Below are 15,451 nucleotides of genomic sequence, written 5' to 3'. Positions count from 1 at the left end.
TGCACGCCGTTCCCGGCGTTCCAGGGAGCATGCCCGAGCCGGCCCCGTATGGCAATGCCACGGCCGCCGCACGGGACCACGGTCCGCGCCGCCCGTGGCTCCGGGCCGGGCGGGATCCACGGGCGGCCGCCGCCGCGGCGGTCGGCGCCGCCTCACCACCGTCGGCGACGCACGACGCCCTCCGCGACCGTCAGCACCCACGGCGGTCAGTGACCGGGAGGCTCCGCTCTTCGTTGGGCACTGCGCCACCCCGTCGCCCCCTGGGAGCATCCGTGTCTGCTGCACCGTCCGCCCCACGCTCGCGGCGGGCCAGGCGCCGCGCACCCTCCTTCGCCGCCCCTGGAGCCGCCCGGCACACTCTGCGCAGTCTCCGGACGCCGGGCACACCGAGCACACCCGGGGCCGCCTCCGGAGCCGACGACCCCGCGGGCGATGTGGTGCGCTGGGCCGCCTTCAGCTGTCTGCTCGTACCGCTCGTGCTGGTCGTGTACGGAAGCTCGGTCGGCGGAGCGGCCGCGACCGCACTGGGACTCGCGGCCATCACGACGGCCTGCCGCGTGCTGCTGCGCCACTCGGAGCGGACAGCCGCGCGTACGGCCTCTCGGGCGGCACGGCCGCCCGTCGCGGGAACGCCCGGGGAGTCGGCGCCCCGGGCCCACCGCGGCGGACGACGCCACGGTGCGACGCGCCTTCGACGACCCCTGCCACACCCCCCGAAAGGGTGACGGGTTCACACACACGCACCCGTAGGTTTTCAGCCAACTTCCCACCCCTGGCGGTTCCCTGGAGAAATGGCCTGCCAACCCCCTTGCCACCTGGGAAGAAAGGACCATTCGCGGCTCTGGCACCCTACGGGGACGGGCCATGCATGAGACGCGCACTTCCCTGTGGGCCCCGCGAGTGGAACGCTTCGTGATCGAATGCTTCGCGCCAAGTTGCCATGTCGACATACCGGTGCATGCCGAACTTGTCACACCGGCACGACGGGACGCAGTAGATTCGATCATGAGATCGCCGGCTGGGACTCGTGCAAAAACGAGGGGAAAAGTGCAGGAGCGAAAGGCCCGAAAAGAACGGGGAGACGCGAACACCGAGGGGGGCTTAGCGTCATGAGTCAGGACTCCGCCGTACCGGAGGCGGCACGGAAGCTCTCCGGGCGCCGACGCCGGGAGGTCGTCGCGGTGCTGCTGTTCAGCGGCGGCCCTATATTCGAAAGTTCCATTCCACTCTCGGTGTTCGGGATTGACCGCCAGGACGCCGGAGTGCCTCGCTACCGCCTGCTCGTCTGCGGTGGCGAAGACGGCCCGCTGCGGACCACCGGCGGGCTCGAACTGTCCGCGCCCTACGGGCTGGAGGCGATCGGCAGGGCCGGCACCGTGGTGGTGCCCGCCTGGCGTTCGATCACCTCCCCGCCGCCGCTTGAGGCGCTGGAGGCACTGCGCCGGGCGCATGAGGAGGGCGCGCGGATCGTGGGGCTGTGCACCGGAGCGTTCGTGCTGGCCGCGGCAGGGCTGCTGGACGGCCGTCCGGCGACCACACACTGGATGTACGCGCCGACGCTGGCCAAGCGCTATCCGTCGGTCCATGTCGACCCGCGGGAGCTGTTCGTCGACGACGGCGATGTGCTCACCTCCGCGGGCACGGCGGCCGGAATCGATCTGTGCCTCCACATCGTGCGGACCGACCACGGCACGGAGGCCGCCGGGGCGCTCGCCCGCAGGCTGGTCGTGCCGCCGCGGCGCAGTGGCGGGCAGGAGCGCTACCTGGACAGGTCTTTACCCGAGGAGATCGGCTCGGACCCGCTCGCCGAAGTGGTGTCCTGGGCCCTGGAGCACCTACACGAGCAGTTCGACGTGGAGACGCTGGCAGCACGTGCGTATATGAGCCGGCGCACCTTCGACCGGAGGTTCCGCTCCCTCACCGGAAGCGCGCCGCTGCAGTGGCTGATCACCCAGCGGGTGCTGCAGGCACAGCGGCTGCTCGAGACCTCCGACTACTCGGTCGACGAGGTCGCGGGACGCTGCGGCTTCCGGTCCCCGGTGGCGCTGCGCGGCCATTTCCGCCGGCAGCTCGGCTCGTCCCCGGCGGCGTACCGGGCCGCCTACCGGGCGCGACGCCCCCAGGGCGGAGAGTCAGGAAACCCTCCGGCAGTGGACGCGGTAGTGCCGGCCCAGGCGAGACGGGCCGGAGCGGCGGCAGGGCCCCTCGGCTCCGGCGCCACCGCGGCCATACCGCCTGAGCTGGGGAAACCGCCGTCCGACAGTTATATGTCAGGTCCCGGTCGTCCGAGCCTGCCCGGCCAGCGGAGTGCGCCATAAGGTAGGACGCATGAACGATCGCATGGTGTGGATCGACTGCGAGATGACCGGGCTCTCGCTGGCCGACGACGCACTCATCGAGGTGGCCGCACTGGTCACCGACTCAGAACTGAACGTGCTCGGTGAAGGGGTGGACATCGTCGTCCGCCCGCCGGACGCGGCGCTCGAGACGATGCCCGAGGTGGTGCGCGAGATGCACACCGCCTCGGGCCTCCTCTCCGAGCTCCCGAACGGCACCACGCTCGCCGACGCCGAGGCCCAGGTCCTCGCCTACGTACGCGAGCATGTCAAGGAGCCCGGCAAGGCCCCGCTCTGCGGAAACTCGGTCGGCACCGACCGGGGCTTCCTGGCGCGCGACATGCCCACGCTGGAAAAGCATCTCCACTACCGGATCGTCGATGTCTCCTCGGTCAAGGAGCTGGCACGCCGCTGGTACCCGAGGGCGTACTTCAACAGTCCGGAGAAGAACGGCAACCACCGCGCCCTCGCGGACATCCGCGAGTCCATCGCGGAGCTGCGCTACTACCGGGAGGCGATCTTCGTCCCGCAGCCGGGCCCCGACTCGGACACCGCGAAATCCATCGCGGCCAAGCACGTCCTCCCCGCCGCCCCAACCCCCTGACCCGGGTTCCCGCTCCCCGGACCACCCGATCCGAAACCCGGGCGCGAGCACCCTCCCGGACCCTGTACACTTTTTCTCGGCCGGTCGGGAGAAGGACCGGTCGCGGTGGGTATAGCTCAGCTGGTAGAGCACCTGGTTGTGGTCCAGGATGTCGCGGGTTCGAGTCCCGTTACTCACCCTTATGGATCAGCCGCTGACCTGCGGAAAAAGGTCAGCGGCTGATCTTTTTCGTTCCTGGCCAAACCGTGGCCAAACCCGCCGAACGCGCGGACGGCCCCCGCCATGGCCACCGTCAGGAAACGCAAGCGCAAGGACGGTCCGCGACCCACCAAGTCCGTTGACTCCAGGGCGGACGAGGGAGACGCGGGAGTCCGACAAGTTCGGCGACGAGGACAGCGTTCAGTTCAGCGCAGGCGGATGCATCACCATCATGCTCGCCGCGGGCGCGGTCGGCGGACTATCAGCAGCCTCCCCAGAAGCCGGCGTACTCACGGCCTGGACTACAGGCTGCGCCGCCCTGTGGTGGGCCACCCAACGCGGCGGTCCGATTCTTCCGCCACTCCCCCACCGAAAGAGACCTTCACTCGACGACGAAGCCGCGGGTCAGGACTACACCATCGTGCAGGACCTCGCCCCCCCCATGCCGCCACCATGCCCTGAAACAGAGACCACGAGAGCCCTGCCACCCAGCGGGGCTCTCGCCGTTCCAGGGCCGAACATGGTGTCACAGAACGATCACACGCACCACACAGCCTGTAACCGCACTGAGAACCTGAGCCGATGCGAATCCATCACGCAGCCGCCGCAGTCACCTCTGCCGCCATGCTCGCCGCACTGACCGGCTGCTTCGGCCCCAGCGAGGTCACCACCGAGCCCAACAAGCCCGCCGCCAAAGCAGCCGACGAGGCCAAGGCACCCGCCGAGAAGAAAGCCGCCAAAGTCGCCGCCGTAGGCGACACCATCACCCTCACCGGCCACGACGAAGGCCTCAAGGTCGACGCCACCCTCAAGCAGTGGCTCGACCCCGCCAAGAGCGCCGACCAGTACATTCAGCCGCAGGACGGAAAGCGCTGGGTCGCCGCCCAGTTCGAGCTCGTCAACACCGGAACCGCCGTATACGACGACAGCCCCAGCAACGGCACTCAGGTCGCCGACGCAGACGGCCAGCGGTTCCACTCCGGATACGGCGAGATCAGCGCCGGGCCGCTGATGACGTCAGCCGCGAAGGTGCCGCCCGGCGACAAGGTGCTCGGCTGGATCGTGTACGAAGTCCCGAAGGACTCGAAGATCACAAAGGTGCAGTTCGGCCTCGACTCCGGCTTCGCCAACCAGACCGGACAGTGGGCCGTGAAGTAGCCCGGCTCGCAGCACCCGATCCGGCCCGGCCGGCCCCCTCGTTGCGGCCCGGGCCTGCCATGCCCGGGAGATCCCCCTAAGGGCGGACAGGACGCCCGCGTCACCCAGGCCGACTACGACGCCGTACGCCATCTCCACGCGGCTGCAACTGGAGTGATCGGTGTCAGGCACCGCCTGCCCTGGACCAGTTCGGGGTGCGATAGGGGTGTGACACCGGTGTGATCGCCTAAACAACAGTCGCCGGTTCCCCGAGGAACCGAGCCAGCCGGTGACCGACTATGGTCCGCCAGCGGCGTATCGGCTCAAGATCCCGCCGGTCTCGTTGCGGAGCTGGGTGGTGGTCTTGCCGTAGTAGCCGCGAGCGTCCGCGCCGACGGGGTGCGGGATTCGGCACGGGGCGGGAGAACAGCTGCGAACGGCGGGTGTTAGCTTCCTTCCCGTGGTGACGCACCAGGACGAGACCAGGGCGGCCTACGACGGGGTCGTCGAACTGTATGCGTCGATGTTCGCTGATCGGCTGGAGACGCAGCCGTTCTCGCGGAACATGATCGGCATCTTTGCCGAGCTGGTGCGCGGGACGGGGAACCTGCGGGCAGCCGATGTCGGCTGCGGACCCGGACATCTGACGGCCATGCTGCATGACCTGGGGCTGGACGCCTTCGGACTCGACCTCTCCCCAGCCATGGTCGACCACGCCCGGCGGGCCCATCCGGTGCTGCAGTTCGACGAGGCGCGGATGGAGGCCCTGCCAGTCGAGGACGGCGCGCTCGGCGGCGTGCTCGCCCACTACTCGATGATCCACACCCCTCCCGGGGAACTGCCCGCGCTGCTCGCCGAGCAGGCGCGTGTCCTGGGCCCAGGGGGCCTGCTCCTGGCCTCGTTCTTCGCGACCGACGGGCCCGAGCCGGTCCGCTTTGACCACAAGGTGACGCCCGCCTATAGCTGGCCGGCGGACCGGTTCGCCGAGCTGCTGACCCGGGCCGGGCTCGTCACGTTCGCCCGGCTGCTCCACGACCCGGCCTCTGAGCGGGGCTTCCTCGACGCCCACTTGCTGGCCCGCGTCCGCTAGAGCATGGCCTTCTACTGGTGTACTCGCGTACTCAAGTGTCGCCAGGTGCCCGACGAGGACATGGCGCGGGACGGTGCAGACCAGGCCGCTCCACGCTTATCTGTGCTGGCGCAACGCCAAGCCCGCCACCCCGACGTCCTCGCCGCACAACGCAAGGAACGCTCTCGCATTCGCACGAGAAGGGCATCCGCTGGGGCGGCAGACCAGCTCTCACGGCGTGATCAAGAACCCTCAAGCCTTTCGGCTGGAGGCAGCGGGCCCACTGTGCAGCCAGGCGGTACCAACTCCCGAACCGGTGCCGCTCTCCGCAGTGACGCCGTGGGGTTTCGCAGCAGCGGCCGGCCTAGGCAACCTGCCCGCATCAGGGATGCAACTCCTCTCGAAACCCGCCTCGGAGTCGACATGCTCCGCGGCCACCACCCGAGGCGGAACCACACACTCTGCCGTGATCACGAATCCCCCTTCACGGTGAGGCACACCTGAAGGTCATGATCAGGTCAAGATGCGGGGCGGAATCAGCCCCACCAGACATCGCAAGGCTCACACGCCTCATACGCCATGGTCTTGTGGATGGATGCGCGGACCAGTGTCCGCCGCGCTGACCAGATGCAGTTCCGTTACCACGTAGAGGGGGAACATCGTGATCGGAAGACTGGCTCGCTCCCATCCTAGCCGTGTGGCCGTCGGTGTCGCCGCCGCAGGTCTGCTGGCTGCTGGATACCCATCCTCCGCCGCAGGACAGGAAACCGACAGGATCTCTACCGCCACGACTGCCAGCCTGCCGGTCGAGACTTCAAAGGAACCAGCCGATTCCTTAAACGCCGTCGCGGGTGTGCCTATCTCCGCCACAGCGACCACGGAAACGCGCAAGATAGCCGCGGACTCTCCCCAGGCGGTGAAGGCCACGTCCAACCTGTGTGGGTCTGGATTCAACCTCCAGTATGCCGAGCGGCTTCCGGACGAACGCCGGTTTGGAACCCTGTACACGTATCAGCGGAACTACAGTCCCTTTGAGAGCTGCGCAGTGTTCGACAACAACCTGGGGACGCGCAAGTACATGAAGCTGAAGCTTTGCCCCAGCAGCCTCCTCAAGCCTTGCAACGTAGATGAGGGCAACTTTACCCAGTACGCCGGTCCGGTGCGCCTGAAGGACGGCTGGTGCTCTCGCGTTACGGCGATCATGAAGGACTACAAGTCCTCCGGCGCGGCTCTGATCGACCGCCAGTTCACCATTCGCTGCAACTGAAAGGCGTGAGGGCATGCCGTCTTCCACAATCGACCGCGCAGCCGCCGTGCTTGTCTCGGCTGTGGTGCTTGGTGCTCTGACCACCGGTTGCGGGGCGCCTCCAAGCGATCCAGTGGCCAGTTCCGCGCAGGAGCCTGCAGCGCTCGCCGGGACCACACCCTCGGCCCCGTCGCCGTCTCCGTCGCCGGATGTGGAACAGGACGAGGTGAGTAGGGAGCGGGCAGAACGCGAAGCGGTGCCGGGCGCCGTTCCCGTCACGCCGGGCGTGGCGCAGGACAGTGAGGACCCCGGCGACCCTGTCGCGAAGCAAGGAGACGTGGCCGTGTTCGCTCCGGTGCGGAGCGGCGACGAGATCACAGTTCCGGTGAACATCACGAATACAAGCGGAAAGCGGACGGTGTACCGCGTTGAGGTACGGGCGACCGGTCCAGGCGGCTTCGACGTCACGCAGTCCATGGAGACCGGAACGGTAGGCGTCTATCCGGGCGCGTCATGGCCGACTGAGCTGACGTTCACCGATCCCGGCAAGCCGGTTCCTGACAATCCTCGCATCACCATTGTCAGGGCCAGTACCGAAGTCATCGACTGACCGCCATTCAGGGCCAGAGCACGCACTGTTGTGCGCGCTCTGGCCCTGGCCGTCTTGGAAGACCATACGAACGGGAGACTTCTTTGAGAGTCCGCACACGGCGGGTGCACATACCCATCGCTCTCGCCCTGGCGACTGTGATGTCCGTTCCGCTCACCCTGCCGGCACAGGCACAGGATCCGACTGCTCCTCCCAAGAGCGCGGCGAACGGACCCGCCGAGGCCAAAAGGCCGGACAAGAAGTACCCGTCGGCGATACCCAGCCACAAGCGCAAGGAAATTACTGGCGCGGCAAGTGATCGGGCACTGACCACGTCCGGTGACGGAACCGGGTTCCACCTCTTGACCGCTGAGGGAGGAGCCGGTTACGAGTGGAAGACCGCGGCGACCTTATCCGAGCCCGGTTTTGAGGCCGGGACGTGGATCGGCAACGCGTGTGTGACGGGTTCGGGGAAGCGGGCGGCTGTGGCTTACGCCCCGCGTACGTTCACCAACAAGCCCGAGCTGATGGTGCGGGGCGCGTTCGCCGCTGTTGTGGACCTTGAGTCCGGGAGCGTGACGAAGTTGCCGTTCCAGGCGTCGCTGGCCTTCTTCAGTCCGGGCTGCGGCGCCGGCGAAGAGGTCGTGTTCACGCAGCTGTCGCACGACGGCGATGCCGAGCAGCAGACCCGGTTGATCAGTGTGGACGCGGCCACGGGTAGGGCGGCGGAGCCGGTCGCCTATCCGGGGCAGGTCACGTCGGCCGTGCCGGTGAAGGACGGCATCGTGGCCGCGCACGGCAGCCGTGTCGTCAAGGCCGGGGAGAACGGGAAGCTGACGCAGGTTGCCCGCACCACGTCTGTGCCGTTTCAGCTCACTGTGGACGCCGATGGCGGGGTCACGTACATCGATCGCACCAGGGCCGACAGCAGCGGCCGGAAGTCGATCAGTTTTGCCCGGCATCTGGCGTCGGGTCAGCTCCGTGAACGCAACGCCGTGCCGGTCACTGTGGCGTCCGGCCCCCTCACCGACTGGGACCTGGCCTCCACCGCCGGGGGCACCGTGTTCATCACGGGCAAGGCCAAGACCAACGGCAGGCTGCCCAAGCGGGTGAAGAACCCCGGCGGCATCGCCAAGGGAGCCCGGCTGTCCACACGCGGGCAGGCGGCCGTCACCACCGCGTGGGCCGACGGCAAGGACACCCGTATCCGGCCCGACGAGGCGCTGATGGAGCGTACGGCCCGCACCAGCCTGCGCATCCTCACCACCGGCAAGACCGTGACCCTCGATGCGTTACCGGGAAGCAAGCGGATCGGCGGGACCAAGGCCGAGCAGCAGGGGCGGTCAGCATCCCCGGCGCTCCCCCAGCCCGCCAGCGGTCTGTCGGCCCAGACGGCCCGCACGCGCGCCGTGGCGGCCTCGCCGTCCGATCCGGGTGAGGGCGAGTCCGAGCGGACCTGCTCGGTGGGCCGTAATGATGTGCGCAAGCAGGCGTTCCAGCCCACGCCGCGTCAGGTGCAGTGGGCAGTGGACCAGGCCGTGGTCGGCAGGCTGGACTTCTACCGGTCGCCGAACTGGAAGAACACCGGCACCGGCGGCTACACCCCGCAGAACCTCTTCCCGCCGATCCTCCTGGAAGGCGACCCCAACGGGGCGCTGGACACCGAGGACGGCGACAACGACCGCTGGCACATCCCTGCCCAGATCCTCCTCGGCGTCACCGCCCAGGAATCCAACATGTGGCAGGCAACGAGGTTTGCTGTTCCCGGCGTCACCGCCAACTCCCTGATCGGCAACTACTACGGCGTCGACTACGCCGCTTCCGGCGAACAGCTCGACCCCTGGCGGATCAACTGGGAGGACGCCGACTGCGGCTACGGCATCACCCAGGCCACCGACGGCATGCGCCTGCCCGGCCATGGCCAGCCCACGCTCAGCCGGCTGAAGCAAGAAGCCATCGCCCTGGACTACACCGCGAACATCGCCGCCGGCGCGCAGATCCTGTCCGAGAAGTGGAACCAGACCCGCAACGCCGGGATGAGCGTCAACGACGGCCACCCCAAGTGGATCGAGAACTGGTTCTTCGCCCTGTGGGCCTACAACTCCGGCTTCTACCCCACCCCCGACTCCGCAGGACACTGGGGCGTGGGGTTCACCAACAACCCCGCCAACCCGCTGTGGAAGGCCAACCGCACCCCCTTCCTGGAAAACCACTCCGGCGGGGACGACTACAGCCACGCCGCGCACCCGCAGGACTGGCCGTATCAGGAGAAGGTCATCGGCTGGGCAGCCCGCCCCATCGCCGCACTCTTCGGCCCCGGCGACATCAAGGCCGGATACCGCCCCGCCTGGTGGAACACCGCAGCCGACCGCACAGCCGCCAAACCGCCGATCGACCTGTTCTGCAATGAATCCAACTTCTGCGACCCGGGCAGGATCGGCGAGGGCGACTCCAACGACCCCGGCCAAGGCGCCTGCCTCATCGACGGCGACAAAACCAACCCGCACTGGCTGCACTGCTGGTGGAACCAACCCGTCGAATGGAAAAGCTGCGACCGCGGAGCACAATGCGGCTACCAAGTCCACCGCTTCAACACCAGCTACCCCGAACAACCCGACGCCAACTCCTACCCACCCCGCTGCTCCACCGGCCTCCCGGCCAACGCGCTGATCGTCGATGACGTGACGGCAGGCGTGACCCCAGCCGGATCTGATGCCAGAAGCTGCGGGCCCGTGAAGTCCCACGGCACCTTCACCTTCGATTTCACTGAGTGGCAGGGCACCTACCCGGGGAAGATCGACACCCACCAGATCGGCGCCGGCTACCAGAACCACTTCTGGTTCACCCACACCCGCCAGCCCGAAGCCTTCCCCGGCAACGCCAACCGCATGAAGATCACCGGCACCTGGAAACTCGGGCAGCAAATCACCTCCCACGGCGGCCAGGCCAAGGTCTACGCACACATACCCGACCACGGCGCACAAACCAAGGAAGCCATCTACACAATCAAGCACGCCAACGGCACCGCCACCAAGAAGATCTCGCAAACGGATAACGAGGCCAACAAATGGGTCGACCTCGGGGCATACTTCTTCGCCGGGATGGTGCCGGAGGTGTCGCTGTCCAACTTCAACAGCAGCGGCAACGGCGACAAGGACGTCGCATGGGACGCGATCGCGTTCGTCCCCGGCGACTACTCCAATATCCCGGCCGACCTCACCTTCGGCGACCCTGACGTGAACGCACCGGAGCCGGCCCCAGTAACGGACCCGACCGACATGACGCCAAGGGTCCCGTCACACGTGACGGACTCCAACACGATCAAGGAGTTCTACAACGCGAGGCCGCGGTTCGTCGACTGGTGCAGCGACAAACCATTCGGAGGCGTGCACACTCCCCGCAAAATATGGACGAACCGAACCGAAGCCTGCGTCAAGGGTGAAATTCTGCTCACCAAGACAGTCGACGGCCAGATAACCGGATCGATGACCTTCAAAATGCAGGCCGAAGTCAAGACGCACTACGATGCGAAAGGATTTAACGCCACTTATAAACTGAAGCCGATCAAAGCAACCGGTGAGGCGATCGCCGGTCCGGTAAGCCTGAAGATCACTGACGCGTGTTCAGGCGGGTGTACAAGGAACGGCAATCGCATCTCCCACGGCAGCAACCTGTGGACATGGGCAAGCGGAGACCGGCACATCTACTCCATCCAGCAGACTTGGGAATGGGGCGCCTCCAGCGAACCTGGATATCTATCCCTTGGATGGAGCACAAAGCTTGGAGTCGGCGGAACCTGGGCAGAAAACGAAACTGTCACCTCAACGGCGGTAGACGCGGAAATCCGCTGCGACAACAGCTTCAAGAACAGCACTGGAAACTTTCCAGGCTGCGTATTCTACCGCTACACGCCGACATACTCCATGAACCATAAGAAATACCCAGCCGCCGCCGCACACGCCTGGCTGGTCCAGAACAAACTTCCAGGCCACTACGGCCTCAAAGGCAAGGGCGGGCCGCTCAAATACCTCGGAGACGAGGTTAAGGTTCCAGAGGCTAGCGACACACTGATGTCTACAAGAAATCGAGACGTCATCTGCCCGAAGAACTGGGAACGTAACCAAAACGCTACATTGTCGCCCGAGTTGTCCAGCAAGAACACCGATGGCGTACAGTGCGACGAAGCCCCCTTCGCCAAGACCTACCAGAGTGCCGGCATGCCGAAGAAGTGGAAGGGGGAAAACCTCAATCCGGTCAAGGTGGACGGCGCAGAGTGCTTCACCACCTACGCCAAACGTGGCACGGACGGACTCTGGCGGCTGTTGCCGGATCCACGTAGCCATGTGCCTACATGGACGGAATCATGTGGAAGGTCCAGCATGTCCGGGAATCAAAATGGTGGGTCGATGAGCTTCTTCCCTGAATGGCGCAGGAAAAATCGCGTCATGCACAAGGACCACTACTGGCTCGACGTGGAGAAGCCGTGAGCCAGCAGGCGTGACAAAGTAGTCAACGTATATTTTAGGACGCGCGCCTGCCTTCGGGATCAATAGATCTCGCAGGCAGGCACGTCACCATCTCATATTATTTCAATGGCTAGGGTATAGGCCATTCGATGCGGCCGCGTTCCACCGTAACCACCCTTCCACCCAAAAAGGACATGGGCGGAGCGTGACCTTCTTCTATAGTGTCCGCTATTACGGTCAAAAGCTCGCTGAGCGTTGATGAACGCAGGGTGGGGTAGTCAGAGTCGCTGTAGCGCAGTACGTTCATGTCGGCGGTATTAATAATCCACCCATCGTGCTCCTCGTACCGTGCAGCGAAAGGCACCCATTCCGTCGACCACCAATCCTCACTATTCATTTGTCTGGCTATGTGAAGATACTCATGGTATTCGGATGCGATCTCCTCGGAGCCAAGGAACACCAAGCCGTCAGGGAATATAACCGAGTCAACGTTCCTGATCTTTTGAATGCCACCGCCCGGGATCGGTTTAGTCACGTCCTTGGCGGTACTCCCATTGTTCAGGCGCAGCCAGACCTCTAGGCTCTCGGGAAGCGAGGAACCCAGCGCCTCGTTCAACTGCCGGATCTCTTGGTCGGTGGCGGGCGGGTTGAGCGAACGCGCACTTTCAGGCGCATTCAATCCCAACCAGCGGACAATGCGGCTCCATGCTGAAACAACCTGGTCAACTTCAGTCATTGCGAACCTCCTTGAGTTGAGGCGGCATCGCTGAACGATAGTAGCCACCGGACGGCGCTTCCGTTCGGGCCCCAAGCGATTTGACATGCCGTGAAACCGGCTCTTCGCAGTTGAGGGTGTAGCACCGAGAGCATAGAGCTGTTGGGCGGTTGGAGGTGCGTCGTCAGGAGGTGCGAGCGTCGTAGTTCTCGCGGTTCGCGAGGACCTCGGCCATGTGTGACTGCGCCCAGTTTCTGAGCCCGCGCGTCATGTGGTGGAGCGAGAGGCCGAGGTCGGTCAGCTCGTAGGAGACGGTGACAGGGACGGTTGGCGTCACGGTACGGGTGAGCAGGCCATCACGCTCCAGCGACCGTAGCGTCTGGGTCAGCATCTTCTGGCTGACCCCGGCCAGAAGACGAGAGATCTCGGAGTAACGCATCGCCTTCGGAGCGTCTGCGTGTGCCGCACCGGGCTGGCCAGGGCTGTTGTCGCCGCCCAGCGCACACAGGATCAGGGCGACCCACTTGTCCGAGATTCGGTCGAGCAGTTGTCGACTGGGGCACCCCGCCAGGAACGCGTTGTACTCCACCTTGGCCTGAGCCCTCTTCTGGGCCGCCCTCGTCGTTCCCACTGATCGCACCTCTCACCGATGGGTGGGTTACGCACTCCAAAGTGCCTACTTCCCGACAGGAAGTTTCTCTCCAATCCTGATGCAGGAAGGCGGCAGGCGCCACCCCAAGCGCATTGACGAAAGGCAACAGGATGAGCACCCCCTCCCCCTCTCTCCCCGGCGGCACCTGGACTCTTGGTGACCTGGCCGTCACGCGGTTCGGCTACGGCGCGATGCAACTGGCCGGCCCGTGGGTCATGGGGCCACCCGCCGATCGCGAGGGCGCCCTGGCCGTTCTGCGTGAAGCGGTCGACTACGGCATCACCCACATCGACACCAGCGACGCCTACGGGCCGCGCGTCACCAACGAGTTGATCCGCGAGGCACTGCACCCCTATCCCGAGTCGCTGCACATCGTGACCAAGGTGGGCGCGACCCGCGACGCACAGGGCGGCTGGCCCACGGCCCGGCGACCCGAAGATCTGCGCCGCCAGGTCCACGACAACCTCANGTCACCAACGAGTTGATCCGCGAGGCACTGCACCCCTATCCCGAGTCGCTGCACATCGTGACCAAGGTGGGCGCGACCCGCGACGCACAGGGCGGCTGGCCCACGGCCCGGCGACCCGAAGATCTGCGCCGCCAGGTCCACGACAACCTCAAATCCCTCAGGCTCGACGTACTCGACCTGGTCAACCTCCGACTCGGCAACGCCGAAGGCCCCCAGCCCGGCTCGCTCGCCGAGGCGTTCGAGACGCTCGCAGAACTCCAGCAGCAAGGCCTGATCCGCCACCTCGGGGTCAGCAACGCCACCGAGGAGCAGGTCACCGAGGCACAGAGCATCGCGCCGATCGTGTGCGTGCAGAACATGTACAACCTCGCCCACCGCCACGACGACAAGCTCATCGACCGGCTCGCCACCGAAGGCGTCGCGTACGTGCCCTTCTTCCCCCTCGGGGGCTTTACCCCGCTTCAGTCCTCGGCGCTCTCGGCGGTCGCCGCTCGATTGAAGGAGACACAGATGTCCGTCGCACTGGCCTGGCTGCTGCAGCGATCAGCGAACATCCTGCTCATCCCCGGCACGTCATCGACAGCGCACCTGCGCGAGAACATCGCCGGCGCGGGACTCTCCCTCTCTCATGAGGACTTGACCGAGCTGGACGACATCAGCCGCTGAACGCCCAAGAGCCAAGCGGCCCACAAGGCACGACCGAAGCCACGATTCAGGTTCCGGCCCCGGTCACCATCGCGCGACCGGAGCCTCAGCAGCACGATTCGCCCTCATCTGGACGACCTCAGATCATCAACCGTCAAGAGCTTGTGTCACCCGGCGGTGCAAGCTCACCCCGCGGCGGTGGCCACAGTAGCCCCGTCAGGCATCTGGCGCGGGCTGTGGTCGACAGCGGACTTCGCTTCCTTCCCGGCACCGGCTCCGGCTTGCTGCCGCAGGCTGAGTCAGCAGGCCGCCCAGGGGACGCGGCACGCGCGGCATGCGTTCCCTTCGGGGCACAGGGCCAAGAGGACGCCCTGGCGGAGGGGGCGCCAGGTGCGCAGGAAGCAGATGACACTCATTCGCAGCTCGACCGGCCTGCGGGCGCCGGGGTCCTGGCCGGGGTGCTCGTAGGCCCACTGCTCGACGAGGTAGTCGCAGCTGTCGTCGTCCGGCGGGACGGGCGTCTCGGACCAGCGGACGGTGCCTGGAGGCTGCTACCGGACCCACGTGCCCATGTTCCGACATGGACGGAATCATGCGGAAAAGCCAGTATGCCGGGGAACCAGAACAGTGGATCGATGAGCCTCTTTCCTCACTGGCCAAACAGAATCGCCTCATGAATGAGGATAGATATTGGCTCGACGTGCCGAAGCCGTGAACTACAGGTAGCGGCATGGGCGCAATAGCAGAACGGCGAGCCCATCACGGGCACCGCCCAGCGGATCGACATGTCCGCCTCCATGAGCGGCGCCCGCGAAGACCTGTACGCGCACCCGCCGTGCGGGCCGCGGATCGGTACATCAGCCGCGCCACACCACGCCGCCCCCGCGGGCGATGCGCCCCTGCCTGCTGCCGTGGCTGCGGCGGCCGGCCGAGGGCAGGATCGAATGTCTGTATCGTTGCTTGGCCTGCGCGAGCAGGCCGGGCCTTCGTCGTACCCGTCTCGACATGGGAGCACCTCGTGCACCAGCTCAGCTACGCCGACGTCAAGACCGCCGGTGACCGGGTCGCCGGACGAGTGCGCCCGGTGGCCGTCGTCCGCGACGAGCCCCCGGCGGTTGGGGGCGAACCGTACGATCTCTGGCTGGCGCTGGAGTTCATGCAGCACACCGGGTCCTTCAAGGCCCGCGGGGCGCAGAACTTCCTTCAGGCTCACCGTGAGGCGGGCACCCTGCCGGAGGCCGGGGTGACGATCGCGTCCGGGGGGAACGCCGGGCTGGCGTGTGCGTGGGCCGCGCGGCAGCAGGGGGTGCGGGCCACCGTGTTCC

The 15,451-nt window shown here is 66.3% G+C and carries 11 protein-coding genes, 1 tRNA gene and 2 pseudogenes; 11 read left to right on the top strand and 3 right to left on the bottom strand.

Going from position 1 to position 15,451, the window contains the following annotated elements; translation table 11 throughout:
• Positions 1–1,109 precede the first annotated feature (1,109 nt).
• The 5 genes from QCN29_RS23285 to QCN29_RS23265 all read left to right on the top strand — a co-directional run bounded on the left by QCN29_RS23285 (position 1,110) and on the right by QCN29_RS23265 (position 5,365).
• Positions 1,110–2,318 (top strand): helix-turn-helix domain-containing protein, encoded by a 1,209-nt coding sequence (locus QCN29_RS23285; protein ID WP_279930553.1) that lies wholly within the window; start codon positions 1,110–1,112, stop codon positions 2,316–2,318.
• Positions 2,319–2,328: 10 nt separating this feature from the next.
• Positions 2,329–2,940 carry an oligoribonuclease gene (gene orn / locus QCN29_RS23280; RefSeq protein WP_279930551.1) on the top strand — a complete coding sequence of 204 codons (612 nt, stop codon included), beginning with the start codon at positions 2,329–2,331 and terminating at the stop codon, positions 2,938–2,940.
• 105 nt (positions 2,941–3,045) lie between these two features.
• Positions 3,046–3,118 (top strand) — tRNA-His (locus QCN29_RS23275).
• Between the two features lie 602 nt (positions 3,119–3,720).
• Positions 3,721–4,296, top strand: coding sequence for a DUF4352 domain-containing protein (locus tag QCN29_RS23270; protein ID WP_279930550.1), 576 nt, complete (start codon positions 3,721–3,723; stop codon positions 4,294–4,296).
• A 439-nt stretch (positions 4,297–4,735) separates the two neighbouring features.
• Entirely contained in the window at positions 4,736–5,365 is a 630-nt protein-coding gene (locus QCN29_RS23265; protein WP_240135556.1) for a class I SAM-dependent methyltransferase, read from the top strand.
• Positions 5,366–5,605: 240 nt separating this feature from the next.
• Here QCN29_RS23265 and QCN29_RS23260 read toward each other — a convergent pair.
• Positions 5,606–5,818, bottom strand: a pseudogene (locus QCN29_RS23260) (transferase); the annotation flags it as partial.
• 223 nt (positions 5,819–6,041) lie between these two features.
• Between QCN29_RS23260 and QCN29_RS23255 the strand changes: the two are divergent.
• From QCN29_RS23255 to QCN29_RS23245, 3 genes are all read left to right on the top strand, one after another.
• Complete coding sequence (locus QCN29_RS23255; protein ID WP_279930549.1) at positions 6,042–6,611, top strand: hypothetical protein; 570 nt, start codon at positions 6,042–6,044, stop codon at positions 6,609–6,611.
• Positions 6,612–6,801: 190 nt separating this feature from the next.
• Positions 6,802–7,200 (top strand): hypothetical protein, encoded by a 399-nt coding sequence (locus QCN29_RS23250; RefSeq protein ID WP_279930548.1) that lies wholly within the window; start codon positions 6,802–6,804, stop codon positions 7,198–7,200.
• A 140-nt stretch (positions 7,201–7,340) separates the two neighbouring features.
• The gene (locus QCN29_RS23245; RefSeq protein ID WP_279930547.1) at positions 7,341–11,666 is read left to right on the top strand and encodes a golvesin C-terminal-like domain-containing protein; all 4,326 of its coding nucleotides are present in this window, start codon (positions 7,341–7,343) and stop codon (positions 11,664–11,666) included.
• A gap of 109 nt (positions 11,667–11,775) precedes the next feature.
• Here the strand turns inward: QCN29_RS23245 and QCN29_RS23240 are convergent, their stop codons facing one another.
• Both QCN29_RS23240 and QCN29_RS23235 read right to left on the bottom strand, forming a co-directional pair.
• Positions 11,776–12,381 carry an SMI1/KNR4 family protein gene (locus QCN29_RS23240; protein ID WP_279930546.1) on the bottom strand — a complete coding sequence of 202 codons (606 nt, stop codon included), beginning with the start codon at positions 12,379–12,381 and terminating at the stop codon, positions 11,776–11,778.
• A 163-nt stretch (positions 12,382–12,544) separates the two neighbouring features.
• Entirely contained in the window at positions 12,545–12,991 is a 447-nt protein-coding gene (locus QCN29_RS23235; protein WP_279930545.1) for a winged helix-turn-helix transcriptional regulator, read from the bottom strand.
• A 131-nt stretch (positions 12,992–13,122) separates the two neighbouring features.
• On the opposite strand from QCN29_RS23235, the gene QCN29_RS23230 reads away from it, so the two are divergent.
• From QCN29_RS23230 to QCN29_RS23220, 3 genes and pseudogenes are all read left to right on the top strand, one after another.
• A complete protein-coding gene (locus QCN29_RS23230) occupies positions 13,123–13,497 on the top strand; it encodes an aldo/keto reductase (protein WP_318036736.1) in 375 nt (124 codons plus the stop codon).
• Positions 13,476–14,147: pseudogene (locus QCN29_RS23225) on the top strand (oxidoreductase); the annotation flags it as partial. The gene QCN29_RS23230 and the pseudogene QCN29_RS23225, both read left to right, overlap by 22 nt.
• A 997-nt stretch (positions 14,148–15,144) precedes the next feature.
• Positions 15,145–15,451 (top strand): pyridoxal-phosphate dependent enzyme (locus QCN29_RS23220; protein WP_279930543.1); only part of this gene is annotated, 307 nt, incomplete at its 3' end.

It is taken from the genome of Streptomyces chengmaiensis, from assembly GCF_029846775.1.
Taxonomy (GTDB): Bacteria; Actinomycetota; Actinomycetes; order Streptomycetales; family Streptomycetaceae; genus Streptomyces; species Streptomyces chengmaiensis.
This window is presented reverse-complemented; position numbering and strand designations above follow the sequence as displayed.

Excerpts from the sequence above, each read along its gene's own strand:
- QCN29_RS23285 (WP_279930553.1), top strand. The coding sequence starts at position 1,110 with ATGAGTCAGGACTCCGCCGTACCGGAGGCGGCACGGAAGCTCTCCGGG.
- orn (WP_279930551.1), top strand. The coding sequence starts at position 2,329 with ATGAACGATCGCATGGTGTGGATCGACTGCGAGATGACCGGGCTCTCG.
- QCN29_RS23270 (WP_279930550.1), top strand. The coding sequence starts at position 3,721 with ATGCGAATCCATCACGCAGCCGCCGCAGTCACCTCTGCCGCCATGCTC.
- QCN29_RS23245 (WP_279930547.1), top strand. The coding sequence starts at position 7,341 with ATGTCCGTTCCGCTCACCCTGCCGGCACAGGCACAGGATCCGACTGCT.
- QCN29_RS23240 (WP_279930546.1), bottom strand. The coding sequence starts at position 12,381 with ATGACTGAAGTTGACCAGGTTGTTTCAGCATGGAGCCGCATTGTCCGC.